At 70.8% G+C, this 17,150-nt stretch carries 16 protein-coding genes; all 16 read right to left on the bottom strand.

What is annotated here, in order from left to right:
- Window positions 1-511 precede the first annotated feature (511 nt).
- The 16 genes from lysX to ftsH all read right to left on the bottom strand — a co-directional run bounded on the left by lysX (window position 512) and on the right by ftsH (window position 17,127).
- Window positions 512-2,011 carry a bifunctional lysylphosphatidylglycerol synthetase/lysine--tRNA ligase LysX gene (lysX, locus tag HNR07_RS28280; protein WP_184368382.1) on the bottom strand — a complete coding sequence of 500 codons (1,500 nt, stop codon included), beginning with the start codon at window positions 2,009-2,011 and terminating at the stop codon, window positions 512-514.
- Between the two features lie 554 nt (window positions 2,012-2,565).
- Window positions 2,566-3,348, bottom strand: a complete 783-nt coding sequence (locus HNR07_RS28275) for a type III pantothenate kinase (protein ID WP_184368379.1) — start codon at window positions 3,346-3,348, stop codon at window positions 2,566-2,568.
- A 61-nt stretch (window positions 3,349-3,409) separates the two neighbouring features.
- A complete protein-coding gene (locus tag HNR07_RS28270; RefSeq protein ID WP_184368376.1) occupies window positions 3,410-6,001 on the bottom strand; it encodes an L-aspartate oxidase in 2,592 nt (863 codons plus the stop codon).
- Window positions 5,998-6,903, bottom strand: a complete 906-nt coding sequence (panC, locus tag HNR07_RS28265) for a pantoate--beta-alanine ligase (RefSeq protein ID WP_184368373.1) — start codon at window positions 6,901-6,903, stop codon at window positions 5,998-6,000. The genes HNR07_RS28270 and panC overlap by 4 nt, the downstream gene beginning before the upstream one ends.
- A 122-nt stretch (window positions 6,904-7,025) precedes the next feature.
- The gene (locus HNR07_RS28260; protein ID WP_184368370.1) at window positions 7,026-7,910 is read right to left on the bottom strand and encodes a Rossmann-like and DUF2520 domain-containing protein; all 885 of its coding nucleotides are present in this window, start codon (window positions 7,908-7,910) and stop codon (window positions 7,026-7,028) included.
- Between the two features lie 201 nt (window positions 7,911-8,111).
- The gene (locus HNR07_RS28255) at window positions 8,112-8,354 is read right to left on the bottom strand and encodes a hypothetical protein (RefSeq protein WP_017578786.1); all 243 of its coding nucleotides are present in this window, start codon (window positions 8,352-8,354) and stop codon (window positions 8,112-8,114) included.
- Between the two features lie 474 nt (window positions 8,355-8,828).
- On the bottom strand, window positions 8,829-9,068 hold the full coding sequence (locus tag HNR07_RS28250; RefSeq protein ID WP_017578787.1) for a chaplin family protein: 240 nt from the start codon (window positions 9,066-9,068) through the stop codon (window positions 8,829-8,831).
- 243 nt (window positions 9,069-9,311) lie between these two features.
- Entirely contained in the window at window positions 9,312-10,718 is a 1,407-nt protein-coding gene (locus HNR07_RS28245; RefSeq protein WP_184368367.1) for a PH domain-containing protein, read from the bottom strand.
- 135 nt (window positions 10,719-10,853) lie between these two features.
- Window positions 10,854-11,345, bottom strand: a complete 492-nt coding sequence (locus tag HNR07_RS28240; protein WP_184372812.1) for a PH domain-containing protein — start codon at window positions 11,343-11,345, stop codon at window positions 10,854-10,856.
- A gap of 287 nt (window positions 11,346-11,632) precedes the next feature.
- Entirely contained in the window at window positions 11,633-12,124 is a 492-nt protein-coding gene (locus HNR07_RS28235; RefSeq protein WP_184368350.1) for a DUF3180 domain-containing protein, read from the bottom strand.
- A complete protein-coding gene (folK, locus tag HNR07_RS28230; RefSeq protein ID WP_221319937.1) occupies window positions 12,114-12,608 on the bottom strand; it encodes a 2-amino-4-hydroxy-6-hydroxymethyldihydropteridine diphosphokinase in 495 nt (164 codons plus the stop codon). The genes HNR07_RS28235 and folK overlap by 11 nt, the downstream gene beginning before the upstream one ends.
- Before the next feature lie 53 nt (window positions 12,609-12,661).
- Window positions 12,662-13,033, bottom strand: a complete 372-nt coding sequence (gene folB / locus HNR07_RS28225) for a dihydroneopterin aldolase (protein ID WP_184368343.1) — start codon at window positions 13,031-13,033, stop codon at window positions 12,662-12,664.
- Window positions 13,033-13,479 carry a nuclear transport factor 2 family protein gene (locus HNR07_RS28220; RefSeq protein ID WP_184368340.1) on the bottom strand — a complete coding sequence of 149 codons (447 nt, stop codon included), beginning with the start codon at window positions 13,477-13,479 and terminating at the stop codon, window positions 13,033-13,035. Before HNR07_RS28220 ends, folB begins: the two co-directional genes overlap by 1 nt.
- Window positions 13,476-14,381, bottom strand: coding sequence for a dihydropteroate synthase (gene folP / locus HNR07_RS28215; RefSeq protein ID WP_246420540.1), 906 nt, complete (start codon window positions 14,379-14,381; stop codon window positions 13,476-13,478). Before folP ends, HNR07_RS28220 begins: the two co-directional genes overlap by 4 nt.
- 149 nt (window positions 14,382-14,530) lie before the next feature.
- Entirely contained in the window at window positions 14,531-15,124 is a 594-nt protein-coding gene (folE, locus tag HNR07_RS28210) for a GTP cyclohydrolase I FolE (RefSeq protein ID WP_184368337.1), read from the bottom strand.
- Window positions 15,121-17,127, bottom strand: coding sequence for an ATP-dependent zinc metalloprotease FtsH (ftsH, locus tag HNR07_RS28205; RefSeq protein WP_184368334.1), 2,007 nt, complete (start codon window positions 17,125-17,127; stop codon window positions 15,121-15,123). The genes folE and ftsH overlap by 4 nt, the downstream gene beginning before the upstream one ends.
- Window positions 17,128-17,150 lie beyond the last annotated feature (23 nt).

Raw genomic sequence — 17,150 nt, 5'->3', positions numbered from 1 at the left:
CACACCGTGGGTGCGTGCGCGGCGGATTCCAGGACCTCGCCTGGCCCCGAATCCTTGCTCACCGTTGTTCTCGATCAATTCGGCAAACTCGCGGACCAAGGCCCGCCCTCAGAACGCTAGGCGCAGTGGATGATACCGTCAAGGCCCCATAAATCACCATGGGTGATCAAATGGGTCCACTGGGTCACAGGGTCACGAGTGTGGAAATACCCCGCCCGCGCTGACCTGCGTAAACAATCTTCAGCAAAAGCGAGCTCGCGGTAACCGAACTCCCAGGGGAAAAACTGTTCTCCACCCCCGCGGGCATCCACCCCTGGCTGGGATTTTGTTCCGTATGACCGGCAAGTGAGCCAGGTCTCGTGCCCTTCGCCACATTCCCGCAGGCGGGCGGGTACGACTCGGGGCCACCGCACGCCAGGTGCGACGGCCCCGAATGCGACCTTTCGGTCTTCCCACTATCGAGATTCGCCCTCCCCCCCTTTTCCGTCAAGCGGGGGCCAAGAGAGGGCGGCTAGTCCCCGGAGGGCTTCACGATCGGGAAAAGCACAGTTTCCCGAATATTCTTGCCGGTGAAAGCCATCAGCAGGCGGTCGATCCCGACGCCCACGCCGCCGGAGGGCGGCATGCCGTACTCCAGCGCGCGCAGGAAGTCCTCGTCCAGCTGCATCGCCTCGGGGTCGCCCTCGGCGGCCATCAGCGACTGCTCGGTCAGGCGGCGGCGCTGCTCGACCGGGTCCACCAGCTCGGAGAAACCCGTGCCGAGCTCCATGCCGAAACCGATCAGGTCCCACTTCTCGGTGAGCAGCGGGTCCTCGCGGTGCTGGCGGGTGAGAGGGCTCGTCTCCAGCGGGAAGTCGCACACGAAGGTGGGCTGGACGAGCGTGTGCTCCACCAGCTCCTCGAAGATGTGCTCGACCAGCTTGCCGGGGCCCCACTCGTGGCTGTACTCGACGCCCTTGGCCTCGGCAAGGCGGCGGACGTCCTCGATCGGGGTGCGCGGGGTGACCTCGGCGCCCAGGGCCTCGGAGACCGAGCCGTACAGCGTGATCCGCGGCCACTCCCCGCCCAGGTCGAAGGTCTGGCCGTCGCGCTCGATCGTGGTGGAGCCGAAGACCGCACGGGCCGCCTCCTGGACGAGCTCGCGGGTCACCTCCGCCATGTCGTTGTAGTCGGCGTAGGCCTGGTAGAACTCCAGCATCGTGAACTCGGGGTTGTGCGTGGAGTCCGCACCCTCGTTCCGGAAGTTCCGGTTGACCTCGAAGACCTTCTCCAGGCCGCCCACGACCAGCCGCTTGAGCGACAGCTCGGGGGCGATGCGCAGGTACAGGTCCATGTCGTAGGCGTTGATGTGCGTGACGAACGGACGCGCCGTGGCGCCGCCGTGCACGCGCATCAGCATCGGGGTCTCGACCTCGATGTAGTCGCGGTTGCTCAGCCCCTCCCGGATCGCCCGGATGGCGGCCGAACGGCTGCGCACCATCTGCTGCGACTCGGGGTTGACGATGAGGTCCACGTAGCGCTGGCGCACCCGGGCCTCGGGGTCGCTCAGCCCCTTGTGCTTGTCCGGGAGCGGGCGCAGGCACTTGGCCGTCAGCGTCCAACTACTCACCAGAATGGACAGCTCACCGCGGCGGGAGGTGATGACCTCACCCTCCACACCCACGTGGTCGCCGAGGTCGACGTCGGCCTTCCAGGTGTCAAGGCTCTCCTTGCCGACCTGGTCCAGGGACAGCATGATCTGCACGTCCCCGGTCTCGTCGCGCAGGGTGGCGAAGCACAGCTTGCCGCCGGAGCGGTAGAGCATGACGCGACCGGCGATGGCGACCTTCGCCCCGGTGTGGGTGTCGGGCTCCAGGCCCTGGTGTTTCTCACGCACGGGGCCGATCGACGTCGTCCGCGGGTAGTTCACGGGGAAGGGGTCGATGCCCTCCTCCCGGAGACGGTCCAGCTTCTGCCGCCGGACCCGCATCTGTTCGGGCAGGTCGTCGTAGTCGTCGTGCGTGTCATTCACGGCCACGATCCTACCGGCGCCCGCACCCCCGGCGGCACGCGTTACACGGTCTCCCGGCCGCCGGTCCCCGGACCCGGTTTCGGCCCCTTTTTCAGGGATGATCTTGCTACCAGGAGCGAGTTCGGCGCCGATTTCGCTCCTGGTAGCAAGATCACCGGGGGTGAGGGGGTTTCGGAAGCAGCGGACAACCCCAGGCGCGGGTTACGGGCATCCTGGCCTGCCCAGAGCCGACACCACAGCGCTGAACCCAGCTCACCGCCGCTGGTCCGATGACACGCGTGAGCGGCAGCGACACGCGGCCCGACCCGCGCAGAGGTGAGGAATCCGCTGCCTTCGCTGCCGCTGTTCCGTCGCTCACCTTGACCGGCCGCGACACGGCCAGGCGTTGCGCGCAGGCTGGGGGAGGCACCGGCCGAAGGCCGGGGTCGTTGCCGTTGGGCCCCTTCGGGGCCCGAAGGGATCCGTTCACCACCCGGACCACACCCGCCCCCTTTCCCGACAGCCGCCCACCGCCCTCGCAGCGAGGCGGGTCGAGGTGGAGCGCCCGCGCCGCCTCAGCCCGTGTTGCGTTCGAAGACCAGACGCAGGCCGATCAGGGTGAGCCAGGGCTCGTGGACGTCGACCGTCTCGCACTCGCCCACCACCGTCGAGGCCAGGCCGCCGGTGGCCACCACGGTGACGTCGTCCGGGTTGTCGGTGAGCTCGCCGACCATGCGGTCGACGATCCCGTCCACCTGGCCGGCGAAACCGAAGACAATCCCCGAACGCAGCGCCTCCGTGGTGTTCTTGGCGATGGCCGCGCGCGGCTTGACGATCTCCACCATGTGCAGCTGGGCCCCGCGCCGGGAGAGGGCGTCCACCGAGATGTCGATGCCCGGGGCGATGGCCCCGCCCACGTACTCGCCCTTGACGCTGACCGCGTCGAAGGTGGTCGCGGTGCCGAAGTCCACCACCACGCTCGGCCCCCCGTAGAGGTGGCTGGCGGCCAGCGCGTTGATGATCCGGTCGCTGCCCACTTCCTTGGGATTGTCCATCCGGATCGGCACGCCCGTCCTCACGCCGGGTTCGACGATCACCGCCGGCAGGTCACCGAAGTGACGGCGGAACATGTCCCGCATCTCGTGCTGGACGGAAGGGACCGAGCAGCACATCGCGATGCCTTCGACCTCGGTCAGCTTGCTCAGGGAACTACCGTCGATGAGCCCGCGCAGGACCACGGCCCACTCGTCCGCCGTGCGCCTGGTGTCGGTTCCCACCCGCCAGTGTTCGAGAAGGTCGTCGGCCTCGAACAGACCGAGGACCGTCTCGGAGTTACCGACGTCGATCGCGAGCAGCATTCTGGGGGCCTCACTGGTCGAATTGGTGTGTACCAAAGGAATCTTCCACCAAATGGGCCGATCACAACAGGTCGAGCGCGATATCCAGTGCGGGGCTGGAGTGCGTGAGCGCGCCGACGGCCAGGTAGTCCACACCCGTGCGGGCGACGTCGGCGGCGACGTCGAGGGTGAGTCCACCGCTGGACTCCAGCCGGGCCCGGCCGTTGACCAGGTCCACTGCCTCGGTCAGCCGCTCCACGGTGAAGTTGTCCAGCAGGATCTCCTCGGCCCCGGCGGCCAGCGCTTCCTCGATCTGGTCGATCCGGTCCACCTCGACCTCCAGCGGAAGGTCCGGGAAGCGCTCGCGGATGGCGCGGACCGCCGCGCCCACTCCCCCGGCGGCGACCACGTGGTTGTCCTTGATCAGTCCGGCGTCGCTGAGGCTGTAGCGGTGGTTGACCCCGCCGCCGCAGCGCACCGCGTACTTGTCGAGGGCGCGCAGCCCCGGGGTGGTCTTTCGGCTGTCCCGAATACGCGCTCCGGTCCCGACCACCGCGTCCGTCCAGGTACGGGTGGCGGTGGCGATGCCGGACATGTGGGTGAGCAGGTTCAGCGCGGTGCGCTCTGCGGTGAGCAGGTCGCGGGTAGGGGCGGTGACGGTCATGAGGACGTCGCCGCGCTTGACGGAGTCGCCGTCCGCCGCCTGCCGGGAGACCTCCAGAGCGCCCTCGGCGACCATCCAGAAGACGAGTTCGGCGAGGGGGAGGCCGCTGACGGTGCCGTCTGCGCGGGCCACCACGTGGGCGGTGCGGACCTGGTCGGCGGGGATGGTCGCCACCGTGGTGACGTCGATGCGCGGGCCCGCGGTGAGGTCCTCGGCCAGGGCGCGGCGGACGGTGTCCACGTGGGACTGGTGCGGGGCGGTCCACGGGAGGGTGAACTCGGCGCGCTCCTCGACTGAGGCCTCCGGGCGTGCGAGGGGGAAGGCGATGGTGTCGAGCTCGGCCACGAGGGCGGGCGGGAGGGAGGGCTGCCAGGTCTCGTCAGTGGTCACGATCGAGTCCCCTTCCAGTCGGACGACCATGGGCCGCACGCGCAGCTCGGGTCGTGGTTCGGGTGCGTCGGCGCGCTGGTGGGAGCCACGGCTCTCGGTGCGGTGCCGGGCGGCGGCGGCCACGAGGCGGGCCACGGTGAGCAGGTTGGTGGCCTCCCAGGCGGTGACGCCGGGGGCGACGTGCTCGGCGGGGACTGCCAGGCCGTCGAGCCGGGCCACGAGTTCGGCCAGGCCCTCGCCGGTGCGCAGGACCCCGGCGTCGCGGGACATCAGGGTGCGGACCGTGGCGGAGGTGGCCGGGTCGACCAGCGGTGTGTTCGTGCCCAGGGGCTGGGCCTCACCCGAGTCCCGTGCCGGGGCGTCGGCCAGCCGGGTGGCGATCCGGTCGGCGTAGACCAGCCCCTCCAGCAGGGAGTTCGAGGCCAGGCGGTTGGCCCCGTGCACGCCGGTGCGGGCGACCTCGCCCACGGCCCACAGGCCGGGGACCCCGGTACGGCCGTCGATGTCGACCTCCACGCCGCCGGAGGCGTAGTGCGCGGCCGGAGCGACCGGGATGGTCCGGGCGAGCGGGTCGATGCCGTGGGCGCGGCAGGAGGCCAGGATGGTCGGGAACCGCTTCTCCCAGGTGGCCCGGCCGAAGTGGCGGGTCTCCAGGTAGACGTGATCGGTGCCCTGCTCGGCCATGGTTCGGGCGATGGTGCGGGCCACGACGTCGCGCGGGGCGAGGTCGCCGAGCTCGTGCACCCCTTCCATGATCCGACGACCCTCGGCGTCCACGAGGTAGGCGCCCTCGCCGCGCAGGGCCTCGGAGATGAGCGGCTGACGGCCGCGCGCGTTGGGGCCCAGCCACAGGACCGTGGGGTGGAACTGGATGAACTCCAGGTCGCGCAGGCGGGCCCCGGCCCGGGCGGCCAGGGCGAGCCCGTCGCCGGTGGACACGGGCGGGTTGGTGGTGGCGGCGAAGACCTGTCCCATGCCGCCGGTGGCCAGCACGACCGCGGGGGCCAGGACGGCGCCGACGCCGTCGCGCTTGCCCTCACCCATGACGTGCAGGGTGGCGCCGCGCACCGCGCCGCTGTCCGGGTCGCGCAGGGCGTCAAGGGCGATGGCGTGCTCGACGACCTCGATGCGTTCCTCGGCCAGAACGGCTTGGACCAGGGCGCGCTGGATCTCGGCGCCGGTGGCGTCACCGCCCGCGTGGGCCACCCGGTCGGCGCGGTGGCCGCCCTCGCGCGTCAGGGAGAGCTCTCCGTCGTCGTCACGGTCGAACTCCGCGCCCAGGCCGATCAGCCAGCGCAGGGCTTCGGGGCCCTCGGTGGCCAGGACGTTGACCGCGTGGGGGTCGCACAGTCCCGCCCCGGCCAGGAGGGTGTCGACCATGTGGGCGACCGGCCCGTCCTCGGGCGCCATGGCCGCGGCGATACCGCCCTGGGCGTAGGCGGTGGAGCCGGTGGAGAGCCGGTCCTTGGTGACCAGGACGACCCGGCCCGACCTGGTGCGCCGCACGTAGCGCAGGGCGGTGCTCAGACCCGCGATCCCCGAACCGACCACCGCGACGTCGGCGCGGAGGGCCCAACTGGGTTCGGGGGCCTCGATCCGGGTCTGTCCGGCAGAACTCATCTGGGGTCTCTTTCCGCGAGGGTGACCGACACGTTGTCGATGAGTCGGGTGGTGCCCACTCGGGCGGCGACGGCCAGGACGGCCTCGCCCCGGTGGTCGGCGGGGGCGTCGGCGAAGGTGGCCGGGTCGACCAGCGCCAGGTAGTCGAGCTCGACCGGCGGGGTGGCCCCGGCGGCCTCGTCCAGGACGGCGCGAGCCGCTTCGCGGACGGCCTCGGCGCCCGCGGGCGCGGCTTCGGCGCCCGCGCGCAGGGCCCGGGACAGGGCCAGGGCACTGGTGCGCTGGGCCGTGTCGAGGAAGACGTTGCGGCTGGAGGAGGCCAGGCCGTCGGGGTCGCGCAGGGTGGGGGCGCCGACGATCTCCACGGGCAGGTTCAGGTCGGCGACCAGGCGGCGGACCAGGGCGATCTGCTGGGCGTCCTTGGCACCGAAGACGGCGAAATCCGGGCGGACCAGGTTGAACAGTTTGGTGACCACGGTGAGCACGCCGGTGAAGTGGCCGGGGCGGGAGGCGCCCTCCAGGCGTTCGCCCATGGCGCCCGCGTCGACGGTGACCATCTGCGGGAGCGGGTACATGGTGGCGGCCTCGGGGGCGAAGACCACGTCCACGTCCTCCTCACCGCACAGCGCGGTGTCACCGGGCAGGTCGCGCGGGTAACGGTCCAGGTCCTCGTTGGGGCCGAACTGGAGCGGGTTGACGAAGACGCTGACCACCACGCTGTCGGCCTGTTCACGGGCCAGCCGCATGAGGGAGCGGTGGCCGCCGTGCAGCGCGCCCATGGTGGGGACCAGGCCCACCCGGCCCGCGCCGGCCAGGGCCCGGCGCAGTTCCGCGGGCGTGCGGACGACGACGGGACCGCCGGCGGTCCTGCCCGAGGGTCCGGACGGAGCGGTTTCGGTCATGGTTGTCTCCTTGCTGTTCTGCCTGGGCCGCATCGTGTCCGGTCCGGTGCCCGGTACCCGTGCGTCCGCCGGTGCCGCGGGACAGTGAAGTCAGTGAGAATCGTGCTGGTCGCGATGGGCGGTCAGCGCCGCAGGACGTCCAGCAGGCGTGCGGCGTCCTCGGGTTTGAGCATCCCCGCGTTGATGGCGCGGTCGGCGGTCAGCCGGGCGAGCTCGACGTAGCTGGCCACGCTCTCGGGCGCGGTCTCGCGCAGCTGCTCCACGTGTCCGGCCACGGTTCCGGCGTCACCGCGCAGCACGGGCCCGCTGAGACCGTGGATACCCAGGCGCAGGGCGTTGTCCAGGGCGGCGCTGAGCATGGGCGCGAGCATCCGACCCGGTTCGGGAACCCCGGCCGCGCTGAGCAGGGAGGCGCTGTCGGCGACCAGGGTGACCAGGTGGTTGGCCCCGCCCGCGAGGGCCGCGTGGTAGAGGGTGCGCTTGTCCTCGGCGATCCACACCGGCTCGGCGCCCATCTCGACCACCAGGGCCTCGGCGATGGGGCGGAGCTGTTCGGGCGCGGTCACCCCGAAGGCACAGTTGGCGAGCCTGTCGATGTCCTCGTCCCGGCCGGTGAAGGTCATCGCCGGATGCAGGGCCAGAGGGAGGGCCCCGGCGATGGTGGCGGGGGCGAGGATCCCGTAGCCGTGGGCGCCGCTGGCGTGCACGATGATCTTGCCGCGCAGGTCGGTGCCGGTGGCGGCCAGGCCCTCGACCAGGTCGGGGAGGGCGTCGTCGGGGACCGTCAACAGAACGAGGTCACTGGCTTCGGCCACCTGGGCGGGTTCGAGGATCCGCGCGCCGGGCAGGCGTCCCTCGACCCTGGCGACCGAGGCTTCGGAGACCGCCGAGGCGGCCACGACCTTGTGTCCGGCACGCGCCAAGGCGGTGCCGAGGGCTGAGCCGACCCGGCCGGCCCCGACGACGCCGACGCGCAGGCGCGCGGGGCGCGCCTCTGTCGTCTCCATGTTCCGTGTCCCCTCATGGTCCGGTGCGTCCGCTTCTCCCCGCACCGTCTGAGCACACGATAGCCCTCCCGGACCGGTGACCAGCCGCCCCGCCCCCGGCGCAGGGTTCGGGCACAGGCCGCACACGCGAACGGGGGCGGGCACCGTCGCCCACCCCCGCGGGTGTCCACCGCACCCCTCTCGTCAGAGGGGACCCGGCAACTAGTTCTGGATGATCACCCCGGAGTTGACGCAGGAGCCCAGGGACTGGCCGAGGACGGCGTTGGAGTTGCCGCAGCCTTCGTTGGTGTTGTGCACGCCGTTGATGTAGGAGATGTTCCCGCTGGCGTTGGAGCCGTTGCCGGAGGTCCAGGCACCAGCGTGCGCCGCGGCCGGGGCGGCGGAGAGGAGGACCCCGGCGGAGGCGAGGACCACGGCACCGGCGGCGAGCGTCTTCTTCAGCACTACTTCGTCTCCTTCAATATCCGGGCGGGGGGACCGACCGGATTCGCAGTGACTCTTCGGTGGCGCCCGGGGGGCGCCGAGAAAGAAATTACCGACGCAGGAGCCTCGTGAACATGCCCTGAACTGCATTGATCACAGAAAATCCACACATGCTCACACTGGGTGGAAGAACACCACGGGCGTGTTCCGGACAAAGGCGGGGAGTTCGGCACTCCCGGCGTGTGCGCAGCGTCACCGACCATCCGGGTTGCAGTCAGACACCAATGCCGTTTCCGGGCGTGCACCCGATCTCCGGGCACGGAGTGCGCCCCGAAACACGGGCCGCGCCCCCGGAACACAGAAAAGGGCGCCACTCCGTCGTCACGGAGTGGCGCCCCTTGCGCGAAAAGCTCGCTGACCCAGGCCGGGTCGGATCAGTCGGGACGCCTCCGACTGGACACCCCCGCCCGACAGGGCCGGGAAGTCAGAATGCCGCTAGTTCAGCACCTTGGCGTCGGAGTTGGTGCAGGAAGCGCCAGCGACGCCCAGGACGGCGATGGCGTTGCCGCAGACGTTGATCGGCACGTCCAGGTCGGCGACGATCTGGTTGCCGCCGAGGATGCTGCCGTTGCCGGAGGTGAAGACGTTGCTGTTGGCCATGGCCGGGGCACCGGCGAACAGGACGCTGCCAGCGGCAGCGGCGATGGCCGTGGCGGCGAGAGCCTTCTTCAGCATGTGTTTCTCCCGTCGGACCGGAGGGCAGGGGTGCCAACCGGTCGATAACGTTGACGATGTGTATGACAGTGAACACTCAACGTGTTCACCACTATTTAGCCACACTCGGTCGCCGCACGTGACCAGAACGCGGAAGAATTTTGCGGCCCTGACCTGGAAGTATCACCATGAGTGAGTAGACATGTCGGACATGAAACCGATAACTGGAACCCCTTGGGCATCATTATGTGACACACGCCACACTCACCTCTCGGGGGTGTCACCCCTCGGACCCTCCGATTCCTCACCCTCGTACCGCTTGGTCACCGACTCTCCGTGCATGGTTGCCCGGGTCGCCCACCGTTCCGTGCCGGCCGAGGGCACCCTGGCCCGCCTTCCGTACTCCACCAGAGCGTCCAGGAACCGCCGTCCCCGCACCGCCTCCCGGTCCGGGGCACGGGCCGCGACCGGCCCCGGGGGCGTGTCCACGTCGACGGTCACCCTCCCCCTGATCTGCGCGATCGGCCCCGCCGACAGCCGCAGCGTCTGCATCCGCTCGACCGGGACGATCTCCGTCACCCGGCAGAACAGCCCGCGCACGCTCACGAACAGCCGCTCGTCCGTCCCCGCCGCGGTCGACAGCGGACCGCGGTTGACCACCAGCGGCACCAGCGCGGCCTCGCTCTCCGGGAAGAGCTCGTTCACCAGCGAGTACGCCCGACCGAGCGGTGCGACCGGGAGCAGGTCCGTGGAGTCGCCCTGACGCGCCCCCGCGTACCCGGCCACCGTCGCCTCGACCCTGGCCACGCCGAGGGCCCGCCACAGCAGCGGCTCGACCACGCGTACGGCCTGGACGCGTCCGGGCGGGACCGTCTGCATGCGGCGTTGGAACATCCCGTAACGCAGCCGCAGCCCGTCCGACGAAAGCGACGCGTAGAAGTCCGTGTAGCGGGCCAGCGGTCCCCAGTAGTAGCGCAGCAGCCCGAGGACGAGCGGGACGGCCCCACCCAGCACCCCGGGTTCGAGGAACACCAGGAACGCCGTGACCAGCAGGAGCAGCAGGACGAAGGACAGCAGCACCGGCACTCGGAAGGTGAGCGCGCCCAGAAGCAGCAGGAAGGGGAGGCGGTAGAAGGGCCACTCAGGCGCCTCCGGCGAGCGGCCCGGCAGCCCGGCGGCGTGCGCCAGCACCGCCACCCGCAGCCGTTCGGCCACCTGTCGGCGCAGGCAGCGCAACCGGATGGCGCTCCCGTCACCGCCGGCCAGTTCGATCCGCAGCTCCGCCAGCCCGAACACCTGCATCAGCAGGGGCTGCACCACGTCCACCGCCTGGAGACGGCTCAGCGGGATCTCCCGGGAACTGCGCATGAGCAGGCCGCTGTGCACGACCAGGTGGTCCTCGCGCAGGCCGAAGGAGCCGTACCACCAGGCGGGCAGGGCGTAGGCGAGGGAGCCGAACACCACCGCGACGGCCAGTACGAGCACCCAGGCGAAGCCGAACTGGGTCAGGATCGGCCCGATCAGCGCCACGAACACCAGGGTGACAGCGATGACCTGGAACGGGATGATCAGCCAGTGCGCGCGGAAGACCCCCGTGGTGACGTCGGCGTCCCGCCGGGGCCCCGGCGACGGCATCGGCGGCTGCCCGCCCCGGGCGTGGGGCGGCAGCATCGCGGGCCCCCAAACGGGCTGCTGGCCGGGCGGCGGACCGGGAGCCCCAGGCGGCCGGGCAGGTCCGGAGGGTTGGGGTCCCTGCTGCGGGGCCCCGTACGGCGGGGGCCCGGAATGCTGCGACGGTCCGTGCACTTACAACCCCGTTGAGAAGCTCTCGCTGCGCGCCGCGAGCCGGTCGCGCAGCTGAACGGCATCGGCGAGCGGAAGTCCCACCACGCGCGTGTCCGCGGTGCTCGCGGCGGTCCGCACCCGCACGGTCGCGATTCCCAGAGCCTGTTCGAGCAGGTCGGCGGTGACGTCCACGACCTGCATCCGGCCGTAGGGCACCACCACCAGCTGACGGACCAGCACCCCGTAGGTGAGGTACAGCTCGGCGGAGGCCTCGGCGTACCCCCAGGACCGCTGGAAGCGCCCGGCCAGGAACCACAGGACGACGGCGGCCACCAGCAGCAGCCCCGCCCAGACCCCGGCGAGCAGCGGCTGGCCCCACAGGAGCAGAAGCAGCACGCCCCCGCCGCCCACCGCCAGGCAGGCAGCGCTGGTCACCAGGCGGCGGTACCAGGCCAACGCGGTCGGGAGCCGCTGCCAGGGCGCGTCCGCGGGCGCGGCGAAGGCGTCGTCCACGGAGCCTGGGCGGGCCTCGTCCGCGGCGCCCACGGGGCCGGTCCGCGCCTGGAGCCCGTCCGCCGACCGCTCCGGCTCGCCCCCGGCCGGCCGCTCCCGGATCTCTTCCACTGGCGGTGGTGTCGGTTCACTGGTGTCCACTGCCTCAGTCAACCATCAGCGGGCAAGCCCCGCCCGAACCGGCTCGGCCGCTCCCGCCGCCCCACCCCTACGGTGACGTGCCGCCAAAAGCGCGGTACCGCCGAAACCCCAGGCACAGAACTCGCTTCCGGTGGCGAGACCACGGCTCAGGCGGGGCCCGGCGTGTCGTCGCGGTCCTCTTCGTCGTTCTCCGGCACCCGGCAGGCGTACTCCAGGTAGAGGGCGGCAGCCAGCAGCAGTCCGGCGGCCAGGGCGGTGCCCAGCGCGGTGAGGAAGACCTCGCGGTGGCTGGGCAGGTCCAGCCGTTCGGTGACCGCGAGCGCCGTCCCCGCGAAGTACCCGAGGGCCAGCGAGGCGAACAGCGCGCTCGCCTTGGCCAGGGCCACCAACCGGGCCGCGCTGAGCGGCTCGATCGGTTCGGTCCCCGGCGCACGGCCGATGCGGCGCGCGGTGCGCACGGCCGTGAAGGCCTCGGCGAAGGCGAGCAGCAGCAGGGTCGGGATCGCCGACCACGGCATCACCGGCAGGCCGCTCACCGAGTTGGCGACCAGCAGCCCGGCCATGGCGCCGATGAGCACCAGCAGAGCCGGGACACGCCACCCCGTCGGGGTGAGCGTGCCCCCGCCCTCACCCGACACGGTCCGCCTCCCCCGGCAGCCGCAGCCGCAGGTCCTCCCGGCGCGTCAGCCGCTGTTCGCCGCCGGCGTCCGCTTCCTCAACCCCGGCCAGCAGGGCGGCGACCGGGGCCCGGCCGGGCAGGACCGCGGCGGGGTCCGTGTCCAGCCAGGGGCGCAGCACGAACGCGCGCAGGTGGGCGCGCGGGTGCGGCAGGGTCAGCTCGGGGTCGTCGTCGGTCAGGCCGCCGAAGGCGATCACGTCGACATCCAGGGTGCGCGGCCCCCACCGGACCTCGCGGACCCGTTCGAAGGCGCGCTCCGCCGACCGCGCCAGCTCCAGCAGCTCCTTCGGCTCGCCCTCGGCGTCCACGACCAGGACCGCGTTGAGGAAGGCGCCCTGTTCGGGCCCGCCCACCGGGGCGGTCTCGTAGACCGGCGACACCACCACGGGCGTGACGCCCCTACCGGCCGCCAGCAGGTCCACGGCGCCCTGGAGGGTCGCCATCCGGTCCCCGAGGTTGGACCCCAGGGAGAGCACCGCACGGGTGGCCTCCGGCCTCACGATCGGCCTCCCTTTCCCCGCGTGACGGTGACCGCCACGTCCGCGAACTCGTGCTCGATGGGGGCCGACGGCTTGTGCACCGTCAGCTCCACGCCCTCCACCAGCGGCTCGGCCAGACAAACCCCGGCCAGCCGCTCGGCGAGTTTCTCGATCAGGTTCACCGGCTCACCCGTGACCACCGCGACCAGTTTGTCGGCGAGCAGGCCGTAGTGCACGGTGTCGCCGACGTCGTCGCTGGCCGCGGCGGGCGCCGTGTCCAGGTGGAGCACGGCGTCGACCACGAAGTCCTGGCCCTCGCGGCGCTCGAAGTCGAACACCCCGTGGTAGCCCCGGGCGGTCAGGCCGCGGAGCTCGATGCGGTCCCGCATCAGTCCTCGGCCTCCGCCTCGTCGTCGTCCTCCATGAGCACCGGCGAGGCGTGGTGCGACCACAGCCGCCACCCCTGCTCGGTGTCGACGAACAGGTTGGTGGTGACCACCTGCCCGCCCGCCACGAACCCGGGACTGCCGTCCTCGGCCGTCAGCACGTTCTCCTCGCAGGTCACCATGGCGATGTCGCCGCCGACCCCGATGTGCGTCTCGGTGAGCACGTACTGGATGTAGGTCACGTTGGCCATGATCAGCGACCAGGCGCGCATGATCTCGGTGCGGCCCCGCAGCAGCGGCCAGCCGGGGTTGACGCACACCAGGTCGGGGGCCTCGTGCTCCTCCGCCCACACGGTGCGCATCAGGTCGATGTCGCCGTTCTCGATCGCGCTGTAGAACTGCGCGTTGGCCTCGGCCACGCGCTCCATGACCTCCTGGCGGGACTTCACAGGCCGCTCCGGCCCACGGTGCGGTCCCGTCCCTCGTCGAGCGCGGCACCGCCGTCGGCCCAGGCCGCGGCCACCCGCACCGCGTCGGCGTTGGGCCGGACGTCGTGTACCCGCACCGCCCAGGCGCCCCGGTCGGCGGAGAGCGTGGTCACCGCCGCGGTGGCCGCGTCGCACTCGACGAAGGGCCGGTCCTCGCCCTTGGCGTCACCGAGCAGCCGGCTCAGGAAGCGCTTGCGCGAACCCGCCACCAGGACGGGTCTGCCCAGTTCGTGGAACCGGTCGAGATGCTGGAGCAGCGCCCAGTTGTGCGCCTGTTCAGGGCGCTTGGAGAATCCCAGCCCCGGGTCCAGAACGATCTGGCCGGGGTCGACACCTGCGCTGATCATGGCCTCCATACGGTCGCGGAGCTCATCGATGACCTCCTGGACAACATCCGTGTACACGGCACGGCTCTGCATGTCATGACTATGCCCACGCCAGTGCATCAACACGTAGGCGACACCGGAAGAAGCGACGAGTCGGGCCATTTCCGGGTCGGCCAGTCCGCCGCTGACGTCGTTGACCAGAACCGCACCGGCCTCGACCGCGCTCGCGGCCACCTCGGCCCGCATGGTGTCGACGCTGACCGCGATCCCGCGCGCGGCGAGCTCACGCACCACCGGCTCGACCCGGCGCAGCTCCTCGGCGGCCGAGACCCGTTGGGCGCCGGGGCGGGTGGACTCACCGCCCACGTCGACGAGGTCCGCGCCCTCCTCGACGAGGTGCAGGCCGTGCTCGATCGCACGCTCGGGATCGAACCAGGACCCGCCGTCGGAGAAGGAGTCGGGGGTGACGTTCACGACCCCCATGACCAGGCACCGCCCGCGGTCGGGCAGCCCCGGAAGTGTGTGTTTCGGCGCCATGCGCATCACCCTACGCGCACGCCGAGGGGCCGGGGGCACACGGCCCCCGACCCCTCGGCGGGTGTTGTCAGAGTGTGTCCGGACGCCGGATCAGCGCTGTCGGATCAGTGCCTGCGGAACAACGCTTGTCCGGTTCATCGCCGGTCCGGTCAGCGCTTGTCCAAAATCAGGCTCATGGCCTCCGACCGGGTGCGGTCGCTGCTGCGGAAGATACCCCGCACCGCGGAGGTGACCGTCTTGGCCCCCGGCTTGCGCACCCCGCGCATGGTCATGCACAGGTGCTCGGCCTCGACCACCACGATCACGCCGCGCGGGTCGAGGTGCTCCATGATCGCGTCCGATACCTGGCCGGTGAGGCGCTCCTGGACCTGCGGGCGCCGGGCGTAGACGTCCACCAGCCGGGCGAGCTTGCTCAGCCCGGTGATGCGGCCGTGCGCGCCCGGGATGTAGCCCACGTGCGCGACCCCGTAGAACGGCACGAGGTGGTGCTCGCAGGTCGAGTACAGCTCGATGTCCTTGACCAGGACCATTTCCTCGTGGTCGGCCTCGAAGACCGTGGTGAGGACGTCACCGGGCTTCTGGCCGAGCCCGGCGAACTGCTCCTCATAGGCCCGGGCGACCCGCTCGGGGGTCTTGCTCAGGCCGTCGCGGTCCGGGTCCTCCCCGATCGCGATGAGGATCTCCCGAACCGCGCTGGCGATGCGCTCGCGGTCCACGCGTCCGACGGGCAGGTCCTCGCTCACGCCTGGTCTCCTTCCGTGCTGGTGGACGGCCCCGTCGGAAGCTGGCCGTTGGTGGCCGAGCCCTGGATCTCAACGCCGTTCAGCGCGGCCAGCTCCTTCTTGGAGTGGACCGGGGGCCGGTTGGAGGGCATGCGCTTGCCGTAACCGATGTAGGAGCCGCGCGAGGGGCGCTTGCGCACCGGCGCGAAGATCTCCAGCACCTGGCTCTTGGTGAGCGTCTCCTTCTCCAGCAACTGCACGACCAGCTCGTCGAGCACGTCGCGGTACTCGACCAGGACCTCGTAGGCCTCGTCGTGCGCGGACTCGATGAGGCGGCGCACCTCCTCGTCGATGATGGAGGCGATCTCCTCGGAGTACTCGCGGGCGTGGGACATCTCCCTGCCCAGGAACGGCTCGGTGTTGCCGGAGCCGAACTTGCGGGCGCCCAGGCGCTCGCTCATGCCGTACTCGGTGACCATGTTGCGGGCCAGGTTGGTGGCCTTGTCGATGTCGTTGCCCGCGCCCGTGGTGGGCTCGTGGAAGACGAGTTCCTCGGCGGCGCGACCGCCGAGCATCATGGCCAGCTGGTCCATCATCTGCGAGCGCGAGGTGAGGAACTTGTCCTCGGTCGGCACCGACATCGTGTAGCCGAGCGCGCGGCCGCGCGGCAGGATCGTGATCTTGTGGACCGGGTCGGAGTTGGGCAGCGCGTGGCCGACCAGGGCGTGACCGCCCTCGTGGTAGGCGATGACCTTCTTCTCGCGGTCCGACATCACGCGGGTCTTGCGCTCGGGACCGGCCATCACGCGCTCGATGGCCTCCTCCAGCACGGCGTGGGTGATGACCTTGCTGTCCGCGCGGGCCGACAGCAGCGCGCCCTCGTTGATGACGTTGGACAGGTCCGCACCGGTCATTCCGGCGGTCTGGCGAGCGATGACGGTGAAGTCGACGTCGTCGGCCATCGGCTTGCCCTTGGCGTGGACGGCGAGGATCTCCTTGCGGCCGTCCATGTCCGGGCGGTCCACGACGATCTGACGGTCGAAGCGGCCCGGACGCAGCAGGGCCGGGTCGAGGATGTCGGGGCGGTTGGTGGCGGCGATCAGGATCACGCCGCCCTTGACGTCGAAGCCGTCCATCTCGACCAGCATCTGGTTGAGGGTCTGCTCGCGCTCGTCGTGCCCGCCGCCCATACCGGCGCCGCGGTGGCGGCCGACGGCGTCGATCTCGTCGATGAAGATGATCGCGGGGGCGTTGGTCTTGGCCTGCTCGAAGAGGTCGCGCACCCGCGAGGCGCCCACACCGACGAACATCTCGACGAAGTCCGAACCGGAGATGGAGTAGAACGGGACCCCGGCCTCGCCGGCGACGGCGCGGGCCAGCAGGGTCTTACCGGTTCCGGGCGGCCCCATCAGCAGGACGCCCTTGGGGATCTTGGCCCCCATGGCCTGGAACTTCTCCGGGCTCTGCAGGAACTCCTTGATCTCGTGGAGCTCCTCGATGGCCTCGTCCGCACCGGCCACGTCCTCGAAGGTGTTCTTCGGGGTGTCCTTGGTGATGAGCTTGGCCTTGGACTTGCCGAACTGCATCACCCGCGAGCCGCCGCCCTGCATCTGGCTGAAGATGAACCAGAAGATGAGGATGATGATGATCAGCGGCAGCAGGCTGAACAGGGCCGTGGTCCAGATCGGTGTGGTCGCGACCGAGACCTCGTAGGACTTCAGGTTCCCGTCGGGGTTCTCGCTGGACTCCTGGAGCATGTTGGCCAGCTGGAGGCCCTGGCCCTCGACCCAGTACGCCTCGTGGATGTCATCGCTGGTGTCGGTCAGCAGGATGCGCTGGTCGCGGTCGACGATCTCGGCATTGTCCACCTGGTCCTGCTCGATGAGCTGGTAGACCGTCGAGATATCGGTTTCCTCGGGCTGCGGACCACCGCCCACGTCGAACACGCGGAAACCGATGACGAGCATGAGGGCGACAGCCAGGATCCAGATCCACGGGCCGCGGAAAAAACGCTTCAGATTCATGTGAGCGGAACCCTGTCGGGTCC

Source organism: Nocardiopsis metallicus, assembly GCF_014201115.1.
Lineage (GTDB): Bacteria > Actinomycetota > Actinomycetes > Streptosporangiales > Streptosporangiaceae > Nocardiopsis > Nocardiopsis metallicus.
The sequence above is the reverse complement of the archived record's forward strand: the minus strand, read 5'-3'. Positions and strand labels throughout refer to the sequence as shown.